Origin of the sequence: Pectobacterium aroidearum (genome assembly GCF_015689195.1) — a bacterium.
In the GTDB taxonomy this organism is placed as follows: Bacteria; Pseudomonadota; Gammaproteobacteria; order Enterobacterales; family Enterobacteriaceae; genus Pectobacterium; species Pectobacterium aroidearum.
In genome coordinates, this window is the sequence record NZ_CP065044.1 from 3,201,411 (window position 1) to 3,215,969 (window position 14,559).

The window sequence follows — 14,559 nt, forward strand, 5'->3', positions numbered from 1 at the left end:
AACCCGGACGTGGCGTCCGGGTTTGAGCCGCATCAGGCTTCGACAGGCGTGCGCCAGTCGTCAGAGCCGGACGTACCGGCAACCGTGTGCTCCCAGTCAACCTTGCGGTAGGCCAGAGAGACTTCGAGCAGTTGGGTGTAATCGAGCTTGGACGGGTCCTGGCAGTGTGGCATCTGGCAGTTGATGTCGACGATGGTGGCGTCAGTCAGCACGGTAGAGAAGAAGTGCTCCTGCTTGCCTTCCACCGAGGTGCGATACCACTTCAGGGTGACGGTCGGCAGCATTTCACCGGAGGCCAGGGCGTTGTACATCAGCGGCACGGCTTTGTTCAGTGCCACGGTGAACTTGAATGGTTTGTGGACACGCTGACCGGATGGCTGACCGGACTGTGGGTCGGTCGGTACGGTGACGACGTGTTTGAATTCCTGTACCAGCATTTCGTCTTCGTGGCCTTCCACGTAGATGTTGCCGACAGAATCAGAGGTGAAAGCCCCTGCGGTGATGTTGCCCTGCGTTTTTCCTTCGATGCTGATATAGCATGGAGTTGGCATAGTCTTGCTCCTTTCCTTGTTGTTGATATAGGTAACGCTTCGCCGTTACTCACATCAATAACCATGCCAACTTTTATCTATCTGTTTTTATTGCTTATTTTCTTAAATCAAATTTTCACTAAGCCAAATTTGAGCAAGAAGTTGCTCAGCCCCCCCCGAAACAATGATGATTCTTTGTAAAACTGGCCCAGGCGGTTGGATTATTCCGTGATCTGCGCAAGAAATGGCCTGAGCTTCTCAGTTGTTCTGACAATTTTGATTAATTTTTGAGACCACCATCTCCTTGAGAGGACATGGCTATCAATCTTTCAAATAATAGTGTGTAAACATTAGCTTCTCGATCGACCAGTAATTAGAACCAATAACATGATGTGCTTAAAAGTTTTTGAGTGCGGCGCATTTTTCACTTATCTTGTTTAGGCCTTTGGCAAAATCCATCGGCGGGGATTTGCACCCCCTATACATGTGTCCCATCAGCGTTTAGGCGCTGGTGTGCCTGAGTACGCCCCTGTTATGGCGGTTCAGGCAGGGGAGGATTTATCCTCGCCGGTTTTGGTCACATGTACGGTAGTGCAAACCCTGTCTGAATCGCCACCCACAACATGGAGCTATTTATGGTTATGGCGCAGCAGCAACAGGACTGGCACCGAGCGGATATCGTCGCCGCACTTCACAAGAAACGCATCAGCTTGGCCGCACTCTCACGGCAAGCAGGCTTAAGTGATTCCACTCTCGCCAATACGTTTTACCGCCCCTGGCCGAAAGGTGAGAGACTGATCGCCGAGGCGTTGGACATGGACCCAGCCGAGATCTGGCCGAGCCGGTACTACGATGAAGCGGGCAACAAAGTCGCCCGAAAGTTTAAAAAAGCAAGAACATCCGTTTCTGGCTAAACAATCACTCGCTGGCAAAATCATCTGCCAGCACTAAAACTCGTCCTCATTACTTTTTTCTTCACCCTTTTCCCAACATGCTGCCATAACAGCCCAACGTCGCCAGTCCCCAGCACAACAACTTTTTAATTTGAGAAAGCTGCAAATTTCACTTATCTTAACTATGCCTTTGGCAAAATCCATTGGCGGGGATTTGCAGCCCCTTAGCGAGTTACCCATCAGCGTTCGCGCGCTGATGTGCCTGAGTACGCCCCTGTTATGGCGGTTCAGGCAGGGGAGGACATTGTCCTCGCCGGTTTAGGTAACTTGCCCGGTACTGCAAACCCTGTCTGAATCGCCACCAGCAGTAAGACTCAGGGTTACTTCATATGACAATGAACAAGCAGGACTGGCACAACGCCGATATCATCGCAGGCCTTCGCAAAAAGCACACCACGCTGGCTGCGTTGTCCCGGCAAGCAGGACTAAGCTCCTCTACTCTCGCCAACGCACTCACACGCTCCTGGCCGAAAGGCGAACAACTGATTGCCGATGCACTCGGCGTGGAACCCGCCGAAATCTGGCCTAGTCGGTATTTTGATGATGATGGCAATAAACTGGAAAGGAAAACTAGGAATAGTTGATTGACTTGCGTTCCACACCAGGGAAATAAGCACTGCAGAATTTTAATTATTATGAAAAGAAAATAAGAGGTGATGCCCTCACCTCATAAAAGCAGCGATATAATTCATTTCTATACGTTTTAAAATACAGCAGAACTCTTTCAGTCATAAATTGGATATGAATTCAAATTTCATCTGAATGTGTCTTGCATTAGAACACGGGAAAACTTGATATTTTTCGACGAGCGACTGGCTGACGTTAACGTCCTCAGCAGCGGAAAATACCCCCAACCAATTGTAATTGTTAGGCCATATTATTCCTTTGGATGAAACACAAATTTCTCACCCGGAATCAAATTGAAATTACAGTCTTCTGGCTTGAGACCATCAATCTTAAGGAGGTTAATGATCTTAGCTTTATCTTCTAAGTCTCGGATTATCTTTTGCTCAAGATCCTCAACATGAGAAAGCATATGTAGAAACCCGTTAAGTATATCGTCCCCCTCTTTCAGCAGTTGCGCTCTAGAAACGTCTGACGTTCTGACATTCAACTCTTGAACTCCCGAGTGAGCCACCTGGGAATTTCTCAACTTGTTAACGAGGTCCATATGATCCATGGCGCAATGTTCGAACTCTAGACACAAATGATATGGATGTGCCAAAGTTCCAACCAATGAAACGAAATGAGGCTCTTTATCATTTGCTCGTTTACAGATTGGGCATGGTGCTTCTAGTAGTTGGCCCAGCGCCATTCTTTCGTATCTTGATTCAGGTATATTTGTGCAGTAGAGAAGCTGTTTGATTGCAACTTCGCAGAGTCTTGCAGAATATAAAATCATTTCATTGTAAATTCGCAGCCGTTCAATTTCTGAATCTACTTCATCATGGCTAGGCTCAGCTCCATGCGCATAATTATGAAAATAGCTAATAACCCTCCCCATAAGAAGTGACAAAGTAACTCCATTTTTTGTATACGGATTTGTGAATCCACTTCTTTCCGGTGCCTCTTGAGCAGGCATAAGAGACAAATATCCTCGCTGCTGCATCCAAGCACGCATATCTGTTGCGATCGGCAGCAAGTTTATTCCGCCAATCATCTCGCCCCACCAGCGAAACGCTCTAGGATCATAGCTCCAAGAGTGATGGGTACCATGCCACTCACGCTTTTTAGTTTTCATTTCGATTGATTACCTCACCATGCCTAACACCTCAATAACCGGTGCTAATTTTTTGCGGACGACGCAAAAAAATACATAATTGATTGAGTTTTTATATTTCAAAACACCCAACTGAAAAAACCACCCGAATGTTTTTTGCTAATTTCCTTTGCAAACAACTCATGAAGCTTTTGAAAAAAATCATACTCTTTTTGAAATATTAACTGTTCAGATTCCGCCATAATTAAACCGTATTGTTTTGCCGGTTCAAATATCTTTTTCATTTCACTGAGAAGCATAGATCTATTCATATCGTCAGACATATCAATAGAAACAAACCTTCGCATTAATGGCATCAGCTGATTAGGGTCTATATCTTTTATAATTTCTTCGGCCTTTTTCTTTCTTTCTGAATAGATAGCATTAATCTCGTTTGTGCGTTTTTCTGCCAACCTCATGAGTTCTGGGTATGAGCCAGTAGCCAAGGCAAGCTCCTCATATTTTAGAAACAAATCAGATCTACATTTTTTTACCACCACATCAAGCTCTTCTACCCTCTTTTTTAGCTCAGAATTTGCTTTGACGACTGAAATTGGGATAGCTTCATAATCTCGACCCAACTTGGATTCAGGAGTCTCAAACATATGTACCATTTCATCAAACATAAGTTGATAAGAGCCAGCCAAATCTCCATATTTTAGAAAAAGCTCATTATGTGAAGATGAACAAAAACCTTGCAATTCTCTCATGGGCCTGTAGTAATCTTTTATAAGCTCCTTTTGAAGGCCTTGATCTTTTTTGTAACTTTCCAGCACTCCTGCAAAAAGGAAAGATCCCAAGAATATTGGAATTACAGCAATTAGCAATTGACTAGAAAATGATGATGCTCCGTTGCTCACGGAATCTCCTTAAAATATAACGCGGAAACAATCAGCTATCCGTCAGGATTAAGCGATCAACAGGCTATGAGAGAACTTGATTTACTGGCTAGCTATAACCCAGAACCTTGGTTAAAACATTGACTATGGTTCCCGCTGCAACTTGAAGTGAGGTTTCTGACGACTTTTCAAATACCGCCTTCAAAACAGAGATGTTCTTGTCCTGCTCATCAGCTATCTCTCCACCTTTGAATGATTTATTCAGATGAGAAAACCCCTTCGCCGTGAGCTGATACCCATTATCACAGTCACGTATGAGGCCTTCCCAGCACAGAAAGTCTAAGGTGCCATTGAAAATTCGTTCTTGCAGGTCTACGCCACTACGCTGGTCACGCTCTAGTTCAGCAAGTCGTGCCTCAATAGCGGGACGCATTTCCTTGACCTTCGCCTTCAGGTCTTCGTCATCTACGAAATCAACTATGTCAGCTACATCACGCCTGACCCTCAACTGTTTTAACTCTTCATAATTATCAAAACTCAAATAATCTGCAATCACTTCCCGCTGCTTGATAGCGATCGGAACAGGAAAGCTATCATACAAAATATCAAATACCTTAGCGGCATAAATTGAAAATTGGTCGATATTATCTGACATAAAAATCCTGATTGGCTAAAGTCTTATTGTTTCACATTCTTAATTTTTCATCTTTGACAGAGAAAACCTCCATCAAAACAGCATTGAAAATGCAATAAACCTCATCAGGATATAATAATTTTTATTAACCCAAAACATTTACATCACTGAAAAATGAGAGCTTCACAGATCGACGCCCAATTCAAGACTATAAAGTCTACAGCTTGGCCGAACACCCCACAAACTTCTTCACAATTTTCTGTCAGACTCGAATGCTTGTAGAGACAGCAAAGCCTGCACAACATTGCCCATATTGCTCGGCGCAATAATATCAATAGCTGCACGACCATCCAGTTCAGGATGAAGGCGGGTTAATAATCGATACACATCCCATCCTTCAGCATGAGGAAGCTGTTTCATCATCATCTGCGTCAGTTTGAGTTTCATCGGCACCAGTTGCCACTCAGGCACTCTCTGCCCACGGTTCCCAAGACTGATTGTCAACAACTTGCCAGCTTGGATTTCTCGATTGATCTGGTCCTTGGATTTACCGGCCAGCCTGGAAAACTGAACGACAGGCAAGTTGTGCGGTGCTTCATAAGCTGCGAGCATTTCCATCCGCTCACGCTGCAGGTCAGAAACAGGGATTTCAACGGCAGGTTCAGGCACAGGGCGTGCCGGCACAGCAGACAAGCGGTGAGGCGTAATACCACCGATAATGGGTGACACATCTTTCGACATTGCATCTGCCCCATTGCTTTCATCCAGAACAGGCACACCATCAATGCGAATGGTCAGATGCTGACTGGCCGCTTCTAGTTCTCCCTGCTCCAGCAAGTCCAACCGGTCCGCCCAATCCTGCATCATCTTGCGCCGAGGCTCGACATAGAGTGCATGGTTGTAAGCTGCGCTCACCTGGTTGGGATCGCAATGCGAAAGCTGGGCATCCACCCAAACTTTGGGGTAGCCCACTTCGTTGAGTGCCGTGGAAATCGTGCCACGGATGCCGTGACCAGTGAGCAAATCCTGATAACCCATACGCTTGAGGGCACCGTTCAATGTGTTCTCGCTGATACGCTTTTTCAGATCACTGCGATGCGAGAAAAGATACCGTTGCGCTGGCCTCACCTCTTCGAGCAGGTAGCGAACGATCTCTATCGCCTGAATAGACAGCGGTACGATGTAGGAGGGAATGTCCTGAGGCCGCTTGCCCTTCTTGCGCATATCGGTTTGCAACTGCTTGACCACTTCCGGAGGAATAATCCACAGCCCTTGTTCCAAATCGAACTGCTCCAGAGTCGCCAACCGTAGCTCGCCTGTACGCACTCCCGTCAGCAACAACAAGCGGATTCCGAGTTGCGTCGTGATCGCCCCACGATAGCCTCGCACTTTCTGCAGAAGTTCGGGTAGCTCAGGTAAACGCAGGAACGGATTGTGAACAACAGGCGGAGCAGGAACAGCTACCACATCCAAGTCAGATGCCGGATTGCTCTCCAGTCTTTCGACTTTCACTTGCGCAAAGCGGAACAGTTGATTGAGCCAGGAACGTACTTTTTCGGCAGTAGTAAACGCCTCGCGTTGCTCAATTTTGGAGAGTATATTCAGCAAGTCGGCACGACGAACGTCGTAAATAGATAGCTTACTCAGGCTTGGCAGCACATCGCGCTCAAAGATACGCTGAATCTGCGACAAGGTACTGTTGCGCCCTTCTTTGAGCTCTAGCCTACGATGCTCAACCCATTGAAGAAACACAGCCTTGAATGTGTGCTCGTCGGCAAGCCGTACGAACTGCCGTTTATGCTTACGATCGAGCTTGGGATTGATGCCCTTGGCAAGCAAGGCTCGGGCCTGATCGCGCAGCGTTCGCGCCTCACGCAAACCGACCTCAGGGTAAGTCCCCAAGGACATACGTTTTTGCTTACCAGCCCAAGAATAGCGGAAGTGCCAAGACCGACCGCCCATGTCGGTCACAGCCAATGAGAGACCATCGATGTCGCCAAGTGTATAGGCCTTGCCTGTTGCCTTGGCTTGGCGAACCGCCATGTCTGATAGTGCCATAGTTCCAGCTCCTAACTTGAAGAGTTAGGCTAGATCCTCGACTCATGGCTCGCTCCGACCCAGCAACAATACGGAACCCCACACACCCGTTTTTTATGGACTAAAAAATGGACTAAAAAGTCCCGGATGTGGGTGGATTCCAGTGGACTGCGCTGGAACGAAAAAAGGACCCGAAGGTCCTATTTTCAACGACTTGCAGACTTCAGTAGCAGTCTACAGATCATAAATTGGAGCGGGAAACGAGACTCGAACTCGCGACCCCGACCTTGGCAAGGTCGTGCTCTACCAACTGAGCTATTCCCGCAACACAGAACTTACTGATTCTTCTAACTTCTTACAAACCAGCGTTGCTGTTGATGCGGTGCATTCTACTGACCTGACACGATGAGTCAACAGAATTATCAAGCAACCACGTTCGTTTGCTGGTTTTTACGGCGCTTCGATCAAGGTTCAAGCAAATCGTGACGTGCGGCATTCAAATATTGGAACATGGACCAAAAAGTCAGCACAGCCGCGATATAGAGCGCCACAACACCAACACCTTCAACAATGCGCTCTGGGCGCCATAGCAAAGCAAAAAGCGCCATCATCTGAGCCGTAGTCTTTACCTTTCCTATCCACGACACAGCAACGCTGCTTCTTTTGCCAATTTCAGCCATCCACTCGCGCAAGGCTGAAATAATGATTTCTCGCGCGATCATCGTTGCTGCCGGCAGCGTAATCCACCAGGAATGATAGTATTCCGCAACCAGCACCAACGCGACAGCCACCATCACTTTATCCGCAACGGGATCGAGGAAGGCACCAAAACGCGTGGTCTGTTTCCAGCGGCGGGCAAGGAAACCATCAAACCAATCCGTCACGGCGGCAAACACGAAAATCAGCGCACAAAGCAGCGGTGCCCAGACGAACGGAAGATAAAACGCCAGCACAAAAAACGGAATAAGAGCAACACGAAACAGGGTAAGCAACGTCGGTATATTAAATTGCATAGCGCTTAGGTAACTATCTGGCTGGAGTGGATACTAAGAGTATGTTGCTACATTGTCCCTAGTGTTTCAATGCATGGAAGATCTTTTCTGCCAATGCATGCGAAATTCCCGGAACATTTGCAATCTCCTCAATACTGGCATTCATCAACGGCTGTAGCCCTCCCATGTATTTCAGCAGGGTTTGACGACGTTTAGGGCCGACACCTTCGATAAGCTCCAGCGTACTGGTATTCTTTACTTTTGCTCTCTTTTTACGATGCCCGCCAATCGCATGGTCATGAGAATCATCGCGAATATGCTGGATAACATGCAACGCAGGAGAATCGGGTGGCAGAGCCACGCCCTCGCCTGTTGCTTCAAAAAACAGCGTTTCCAACCCAGCTTTACGATCGCTCCCCTTCGCAACACCAAGCAACAGAGGCTTATTTTTATCCCACGATACTTGTAGCGAGTCAAACACGGCCTGAGCCTGACCGAGCTGCCCTTTCCCGCCATCAATCACAATAACATCAGGTATTTTACTCTCATCCAGCGCTTTACCGTACCGGCGTCGGAGGACCTGTGCCATGGCAGCATAATCATCACCGGGCGTAATGCCACTGATATTATAGCGGCGATATTCCGAACGTAACGGGCCATTGGCATCAAATACCACGCAGGATGCCACAGTCTGCTCACCCATCGTATGACTGATGTCAAAACACTCCATTCGATGAATTTCTGGCAGTTGCAAAACGCTTGCCAATGCAACCAAACGCTGATGAATTGTAGATTGTTGAGACAGTTTTGTGACCAGCGCAGTCGCAGCATTCGTCCGCGCCAGTTTTAAATAGCGAGCGCGATCGCCACGGGGCTTCGTCTGAATCTGCACTTTTCTCCCCGCAACCTCCGTCAGGGACTCCGTCAGCACGTCTTTATCGGGCAAGGTGAAGTCAAGCAGGATTTCTGCAGGAAGCGTTCGGCTTAGGCTTCCTTGTAAATAGAACTGCCCAACAAACGTTTGCACCACTTCACCTAATTCCGTACCGCCAGGCACTTTGGGGAAATAGCTGCGGCTACCAAGCACTTTTCCCTGTCGGATAAACAGGACATAGACGCAAGCCATACCCGCATCAAAAGCCACACTGATCACATCCAGATCTTCACCGTCGCCAGAAACAAATTGTTTTTCCGTCACCCGCCGAACGGCCTGGATCTGATCGCGTATCCGGGCTGCGTCTTCAAAATTCAGATCGCGACTGGCCGCTTCCATCCGGGAAATAAGTTGATTCAGTACCTGCTGATCTTTGCCAGACAAAAACAGGCGAACATAATCAACCTGCTGTTGATAATCCTCTTCGCTAACCAAACCGCTAACGCAAGGCCCGAGGCAACGACCAATTTGATATTGCAGGCAAGGACGGGAGCGGTTGCGATAGACGCTATTTTCACACTGGCGCACTGGGAACAGTTTTTGCAGCAATATCAGCGTTTCACGCACGGCATTGCCATTGGGAAACGGGCCGAAGTATTCGCCCTTCGCATGCTTGGCGCCACGGTGAACAGCCAGACGTGGGTGAGCATCACCGCTCAGGAAAATCATGGGGTAGGATTTATCGTCGCGCAGCAAAACGTTATAGCGCGGCTGATAAAGCTTAATGTAGTTGTGTTCCAGTAGTAAGGCTTCAGTTTCTGTATGCGTGATCGTGACATCAATATGCTTGATGCTTTTGACCAACGCCTCGGTTTTGCGGCTAGCGACATGACTGCGGAAATAGCTGGCAAGCCGTTTTTTTAAGTCTTTTGCCTTACCGACATAGATGACCGTATCGCCCGCATCATACATACGGTAGACACCAGGCTGGCTCGTTACCGTTTTTAAAAATGCCGAAGCATCGAAACTCTCACTCACTACTTAACAATGTCTCCGCGGTAAAAAGCCCATGCTTGATAGCCAGATGAGTCAACTCTACGTCACCGTTGATATTCAGCTTGCTAAACATACGGTAACGATAGCTGTTCACTGTTTTAGGGCTGAGATTAAGCTGATCTGAGATTTCAGTCACTTTCTGCCCTTTCGTTATCATTAGCATAATCTGTAATTCGCGTTCAGACAAACACTCCAGCGGCGCGTCCGTCTGCGGCTCCAACTGGCTTAATGCCATCTGTTGGGCAATATCAGAAGCAATATACCGCTTACCGGCATGCACTGCTCGAATGGCTGAGATCACTTCCTGAGGGGCTGCAGCTTTACTCACATATCCTGCAGCTCCGGCTTGCATCACTTTTGCGGGCAGAGGATTCTCCGTATAAATAGTGAGCATGATGACTTTTATATCTGGAGTAAAACGCAGGATCTTACGCGTTGCTTCAAGCCCGCCGATGCCCGGCATGCTCATGTCCATCAGGACAACATCCACATCATTGCTTCGGCACCATTTCACGGCATCTTCACCACAGCATGCCTCACCAACCACTTTCAGACCTTTGATATCGTCAAGAATGCGTCGTATCCCTGCCCGCACCAGTTCATGGTCATCAACAAGAAAAACGCTAATCAAAGAATAATTCTCCAAAAAAGGGAGTAACACTTACATAAAAAGTTGCTTGCAGGTGATACTACGTTGGTTTCAAAAAATAATGAACACTGATTTATATGAATATGTATTTTAAAATATGCCGAGAAGGAATAAAGCGCATTCTCGATCATAACAATATATCGTCGACCTGAGGGTGTATGTTGATCACATTCTTAACATTTCAAATACGCCACACAGTATAAACAGTTCGATGGCACAAAATGTATAAAAAACAATGCAAATCAAATGGCATGCAATTGGCTTTACATCTTAAATGTCAATAAAAAGTCACTATTGTAAGCGGAATATCATTAGAAATTTTACCATCGCTTACCGCTTTATTATACAAATAATATATTCAGTGAAGAACGTCCATAGTGAACATCATATGTATTAAACGAAACACATCTATAGCCTTTTCCACGAAAAAACGCCCAGAATATAGTCGCTCTTTTAATAAGTTAAATGCATAAAAAACAGTCACTAAAATGATGTTATCCGCGAATAATATCAACCCACAATATGCTTTATGTTATACTCCCGTCCATCTGGACCTGCCTGTCGCATCAGCGGTAACGCCCGCAGCAGGCGAAGGAAAACATCTTTTTCTTGTTGAGGAGAAAACATGAGCAACGTAGATTTTTCTACTGCCGCATCCGCTGAAACACTGGCCCACGAGGTCACCTGCCTGAAGGCGATGGTGACGCTGTTATTAAAAGCAATTGGCCAGGCGGATGCTGGTAAAGTGATCATCAATATGGAAAGATATATTGCTCAATTGGAAGATGCTGAGCAAGCCGCTGTTTTTGATAACACGATTAAACAAATCAAAACCAGTTACCGTAAATAGCACTATTTGCTACACCGCCATCTTAATAATTTGCAACGGCGGTGTAGTGATATTTAGCCTTGCTTCCCTGATTAGAAAATAGAGACTCTCGTCTATTTATTCCCGATACTGATGAGTTTCAAAAGTAGCGCCTCTTCTTTCTTTTTATATTGCGTTAATTCCGTCACCAACGCTTTATCCAGGAGCTGTTTCCTCGAGAGCGCTTTTCTTTCATCAACCAGTTCTCTCAGCTCAGTGAAGCATTCATTTATTTTGTACTCTTTCGAACTTTCGGTACAAATTATCTCGTGGATTGCCTGGCTCAATTCAGACAATGAGATAACTGATTTTGGATCCTGGTGACTTTTTTCTATGACAGCCAGTAATTTTTCGAATCCCATATGAACCTCCGAAATCAAGCAGAAATTTGCTTATGGCTAACCAGGAAATTCCAGCTACCTCTAAACGCCGCCCCAGTGGATGTGAACACAGCCCTGTGAAATTTCGTCATACCAAGCTACATACGCACTGGCTAACACCATTACGCGCTGTTGACTATTCCATCTGTTAAGCATAGCACTTTATCGCGACTCTTCAGGGAGTCTGAGTCACATCCTCATCAGACCGGGCGATAACCTTTCAGCAAGATCATCAACCGCGTTATATTTTTACCGATGTTAACGCGCCATATGAATAAAAGCACGCCAGAGAAAACCCCATTTATTAAGGATAAAATAGAGTAGAAGAGGTGAAATTAAATAAAAAATCGGAGGTGTTATTCAACGCAGAAAATACGAATAAATTTAATAAAGGATATAATTAAAAATATGTTAACACAAAAGAAAAAAATAATAACAAATTGAGAGAGCAGTCTTAACTCATTGATATTGTTGGTGGGTCGTGCAGGGTTCGAACCTGCGACCAATTGATTAAGAGTCAACTGCTCTACCAACTGAGCTAACGACCCAACGGGGGAGATTATTCTCCTCCCAGACTCGTCTGTCAAACACTTCATATTAATTTTTTATACACGATAATAGCATTGTTAGCGATTGGTAAATTTGTTAACCTGCTCGACCTATTTATCTATGCCTCTCATCGTTTTATATCCTCTTCATTTTAGGGCGAAAAATATACAACATCACTTTGCATCATTATCTGCCCTCTTTATGCCTGGCTATTTCAGACATCCGCTGTAATAAGTACCGCGGTTGAGCTATCTTATTTGTTTCGATTTTCGCAAACGAGAGCCGCCAAAGAGCTCAAAAAAACATCACAGACAGAAACAGGAACGTGTACTTAAATGGTAGAACAATCAAAAGAAACCGCAGATCTCGCCCCTGAACAAGGCGAAGGACTGCAACGGAATCTGACTAATCGTCATATTCAGCTCATCGCCATCGGCGGAGCGATCGGTACTGGGCTATTCATGGGCTCGGGCAAAACAATCAGCATGGCTGGCCCTTCGATCATCTTCGTTTATATGATCATTGGCTTTATGCTGTTTTTCGTCATGCGCGCAATGGGAGAGCTATTACTTTCCAATCTCAACTATAAATCATTTAGTGACTTCGCGGCCGACCTGCTTGGGCCATGGGCAGGCTTCTTTACCGGCTGGACTTACTGGTTCTGCTGGGTTGTCACCGGGATAGCCGATGTCGTAGCCATCAGCGCCTACTCTCAGTTCTGGTTCCCTGATTTATCGCAGTGGGTCTCTTCTCTGCTTTGCGTTCTGCTTCTACTTACGCTAAATCTGGCAACCGTGAAGCTGTTTGGCGAAATGGAATTCTGGTTCGCCATGATAAAAATTGTCGCTATCGTTGCGTTAATCGCAGTCGGCGCCGTGTTGGTGATGATGCAATTCTCTTCCCCATCAGGCAATGTCGCCTCTTTTACCAACCTCTGGAATGATGGCGGCATGTTCCCTAAAGGAATCAGTGGGTTCTTCGCCGGGTTCCAGATCGCCGTATTCGCCTTTGTCGGCATCGAACTGGTGGGTACAACTGCTGCTGAAACGAAAAACCCGAAAGTCGTACTGCCTCGCGCGATTAACGCCATCCCGATTCGCATCATCATGTTTTATGTTTTTGCGCTAATCATGATTATGTCCGTCACGCCTTGGGGTGCGATCACTGCGGATCGGAGTCCTTTTGTGGAAATGTTCGTACTTGTCGGCTTACCTGCGGCTGCCAGTATGATCAACTTCGTCGTCCTGACGTCTGCGGCATCCTCAGCAAATAGCGGCGTCTTCTCCACCAGCCGTATGCTCTTTGGTCTGGCTAAACAAGGCGATGCCCCGAAAAGCTTCGGCATGCTTTCTAAGCGCGCCGTTCCTTCGACTGGACTGATGTTTTCCTGTATTTGTTTGCTTTCCGGCGTAGTATTGATCTACCTGATTCCGAACGTGATGACCGTCTTTACGTTAGTGACCACCGTCTCGGCTATTTTATTCATGTTCATCTGGAGCATCATCCTGTGCTCTTACCTGACCTATCGTAAAAAGCGCCCTCAGCTACATACCGAGTCATCCTATAAAATGCCATTGGGTATTTTCATGTGCTGGGTATGTCTGGCCTTTTTCGCTTTTGTTATTGTACTGTTAACATTACAACCAGACACACGGCAGGCGCTGATTGTCACGCCGCTGTGGTTTATTGTTCTGGCTATTGCTTATCAGTTTATTCGTCGGAAAAAGCAGACTATTGATGTGAAGTAAAAAGCATATAAATGCAAGAAAGGCGCGGACAACGTCGGCGCCTTCAGTTTTTTTCAGCAAAATCACACATAGCACAAGTATTCTCTATTATTGGATATAAACAATTCTCAATTGGATATGCAAAATTAATATGCGATCAATTAATGTCGTTACCATTGATATATAAGAAAGTTATTCCCGTAATGAAACGGTTGTGATTCGATTGATATTTTTTGCCAATAGTTCGAAAGCTAAGGAATTATGGTCATCCTTTCGCTGAGAAGCATCAGCAACAGCACCTTCTATCTTTCTATTTAACTCATTGATTTTACTGTCATCAAATGTTGAAACAATGGCAGAAATCAGCATCTCTAACGATTCAATCTTCGCGTTAAGCGCTTTTTCTCCAACTTCTTTTTCTGCCAACTTTATTAAAAGATGAGAGAGGATATTATTCATTTGAACTCCTTAATCAAAAAAATAACCGTCATACACCCATAAGGCAAGACCTGTCATGACGTACAGGATTAGAGAAAACATAACGAAGATTAATGTAACACTGTGAATGGCCTGATCGCTAGTGTCTATTATCATTTTACGGAAATCATATTCACACTGCGGCAATAAAATGAAGTTGAAGATAAATAAACCAAATAAATAAAAAAACTAAAAACCCATTTTATTTTTAAGAGCAAAAGTCGCTTTTCTGAAG

Annotated in this window: 14 protein-coding genes and 2 tRNA genes; 4 read left to right on the forward strand and 12 right to left on the reverse strand. The window is 45.8% G+C overall.

All coding sequences use genetic code 11. From position 1 onward, the window contains the following. Positions 1-32: 32 nt before the first annotated feature. A complete protein-coding gene (locus I2D83_RS14375) occupies positions 33-551 on the reverse strand; it encodes an Hcp family type VI secretion system effector (protein ID WP_121296024.1) in 519 nt (172 codons plus the stop codon). Positions 552-1,171: 620 nt separating this feature from the next. On the opposite strand from I2D83_RS14375, the gene I2D83_RS14380 reads away from it, so the two are divergent. Both I2D83_RS14380 and I2D83_RS14385 read left to right on the forward strand, forming a co-directional pair. Then, a complete protein-coding gene (locus I2D83_RS14380) occupies positions 1,172-1,444 on the forward strand; it encodes a helix-turn-helix domain-containing protein (RefSeq protein WP_205946773.1) in 273 nt (90 codons plus the stop codon). A gap of 374 nt (positions 1,445-1,818) precedes the next feature. Next, positions 1,819-2,067 (forward strand): helix-turn-helix domain-containing protein, encoded by a 249-nt coding sequence (locus tag I2D83_RS14385; protein WP_241007314.1) that lies wholly within the window; start codon positions 1,819-1,821, stop codon positions 2,065-2,067. Positions 2,068-2,360: 293 nt separating this feature from the next. Here I2D83_RS14385 and I2D83_RS14390 read toward each other — a convergent pair whose 3' ends face one another. From I2D83_RS14390 to uvrY, 8 genes are all read right to left on the reverse strand, one after another. After that, a complete protein-coding gene (locus I2D83_RS14390; RefSeq protein WP_205946775.1) occupies positions 2,361-3,224 on the reverse strand; it encodes a hypothetical protein in 864 nt (287 codons plus the stop codon). Positions 3,225-3,322: 98 nt separating this feature from the next. Further along, positions 3,323-4,102 carry a hypothetical protein gene (locus I2D83_RS14395; RefSeq protein ID WP_205946776.1) on the reverse strand — a complete coding sequence of 260 codons (780 nt, stop codon included), beginning with the start codon at positions 4,100-4,102 and terminating at the stop codon, positions 3,323-3,325. Between the two features lie 88 nt (positions 4,103-4,190). Continuing rightward, a complete protein-coding gene (locus I2D83_RS14400) occupies positions 4,191-4,736 on the reverse strand; it encodes a hypothetical protein (protein WP_205946777.1) in 546 nt (181 codons plus the stop codon). A 228-nt stretch (positions 4,737-4,964) separates the two neighbouring features. Continuing rightward, a complete protein-coding gene (locus tag I2D83_RS14405; protein WP_205946778.1) occupies positions 4,965-6,773 on the reverse strand; it encodes a tyrosine-type recombinase/integrase in 1,809 nt (602 codons plus the stop codon). Between the two features lie 228 nt (positions 6,774-7,001). Then, positions 7,002-7,077 (reverse strand) — tRNA-Gly (locus I2D83_RS14410). 139 nt (positions 7,078-7,216) lie between these two features. Next, the gene (gene pgsA / locus I2D83_RS14415) at positions 7,217-7,765 is read right to left on the reverse strand and encodes a CDP-diacylglycerol--glycerol-3-phosphate 3-phosphatidyltransferase (protein ID WP_010279374.1); all 549 of its coding nucleotides are present in this window, start codon (positions 7,763-7,765) and stop codon (positions 7,217-7,219) included. Positions 7,766-7,823: 58 nt separating this feature from the next. Continuing rightward, complete coding sequence (gene uvrC, locus I2D83_RS14420; protein WP_194430427.1) at positions 7,824-9,656, reverse strand: excinuclease ABC subunit UvrC; 1,833 nt, start codon at positions 9,654-9,656, stop codon at positions 7,824-7,826. Then, the gene (uvrY, locus tag I2D83_RS14425) at positions 9,649-10,305 is read right to left on the reverse strand and encodes a UvrY/SirA/GacA family response regulator transcription factor (RefSeq protein WP_010279369.1); all 657 of its coding nucleotides are present in this window, start codon (positions 10,303-10,305) and stop codon (positions 9,649-9,651) included. The genes uvrC and uvrY overlap by 8 nt, the downstream gene beginning before the upstream one ends. Positions 10,306-10,948: 643 nt before the next feature. Between uvrY and I2D83_RS14430 the strand changes: the two genes are divergently transcribed. Continuing rightward, a complete protein-coding gene (locus I2D83_RS14430; protein WP_015840869.1) occupies positions 10,949-11,173 on the forward strand; it encodes a DUF2594 family protein in 225 nt (74 codons plus the stop codon). Between the two features lie 92 nt (positions 11,174-11,265). Here the strand turns inward: I2D83_RS14430 and I2D83_RS14435 are convergent, their stop codons facing one another. Continuing rightward, entirely contained in the window at positions 11,266-11,553 is a 288-nt protein-coding gene (locus I2D83_RS14435) for a hypothetical protein (protein ID WP_015840870.1), read from the reverse strand. Between the two features lie 490 nt (positions 11,554-12,043). Next, positions 12,044-12,119, reverse strand: a tRNA-Lys gene (locus I2D83_RS14440). Between the two features lie 336 nt (positions 12,120-12,455). Between I2D83_RS14440 and cycA the strand changes: the two genes are divergently transcribed. Beyond that, the gene (gene cycA / locus I2D83_RS14445; protein ID WP_181828957.1) at positions 12,456-13,868 is read left to right on the forward strand and encodes a D-serine/D-alanine/glycine transporter; all 1,413 of its coding nucleotides are present in this window, start codon (positions 12,456-12,458) and stop codon (positions 13,866-13,868) included. Between the two features lie 171 nt (positions 13,869-14,039). Here the strand turns inward: cycA and iraP are convergent, their stop codons facing one another. Then, positions 14,040-14,306, reverse strand: a complete 267-nt coding sequence (gene iraP / locus I2D83_RS14450) for an anti-adapter protein IraP (RefSeq protein WP_015840872.1) — start codon at positions 14,304-14,306, stop codon at positions 14,040-14,042. Between the last annotated feature and the right edge of the window lie 253 nt (positions 14,307-14,559).

What these genes read in the sequence shown, in the direction of transcription:
- I2D83_RS14375 (WP_121296024.1), bottom strand. Translation starts at nt 551, where the DNA reads ATGCCAACTCCATGCTATATCAGCATCGAAGGAAAAACGCAGGGCAAC.
- I2D83_RS14385 (WP_241007314.1), top strand. Translation starts at nt 1,819, where the DNA reads ATGAACAAGCAGGACTGGCACAACGCCGATATCATCGCAGGCCTTCGC.
- I2D83_RS14435 (WP_015840870.1), bottom strand. Translation starts at nt 11,553, where the DNA reads ATGGGATTCGAAAAATTACTGGCTGTCATAGAAAAAAGTCACCAGGAT.
- I2D83_RS14390 (WP_205946775.1), bottom strand. Translation starts at nt 3,224, where the DNA reads ATGAAAACTAAAAAGCGTGAGTGGCATGGTACCCATCACTCTTGGAGC.
- I2D83_RS14400 (WP_205946777.1), bottom strand. Translation starts at nt 4,736, where the DNA reads ATGTCAGATAATATCGACCAATTTTCAATTTATGCCGCTAAGGTATTT.
- iraP (WP_015840872.1), bottom strand. Translation starts at nt 14,306, where the DNA reads ATGAATAATATCCTCTCTCATCTTTTAATAAAGTTGGCAGAAAAAGAA.
- I2D83_RS14380 (WP_205946773.1), top strand. Translation starts at nt 1,172, where the DNA reads ATGGCGCAGCAGCAACAGGACTGGCACCGAGCGGATATCGTCGCCGCA.
- pgsA (WP_010279374.1), bottom strand. Translation starts at nt 7,765, where the DNA reads ATGCAATTTAATATACCGACGTTGCTTACCCTGTTTCGTGTTGCTCTT.
- cycA (WP_181828957.1), top strand. Translation starts at nt 12,456, where the DNA reads ATGGTAGAACAATCAAAAGAAACCGCAGATCTCGCCCCTGAACAAGGC.
- I2D83_RS14405 (WP_205946778.1), bottom strand. Translation starts at nt 6,773, where the DNA reads ATGGCACTATCAGACATGGCGGTTCGCCAAGCCAAGGCAACAGGCAAG.
- I2D83_RS14430 (WP_015840869.1), top strand. Translation starts at nt 10,949, where the DNA reads ATGAGCAACGTAGATTTTTCTACTGCCGCATCCGCTGAAACACTGGCC.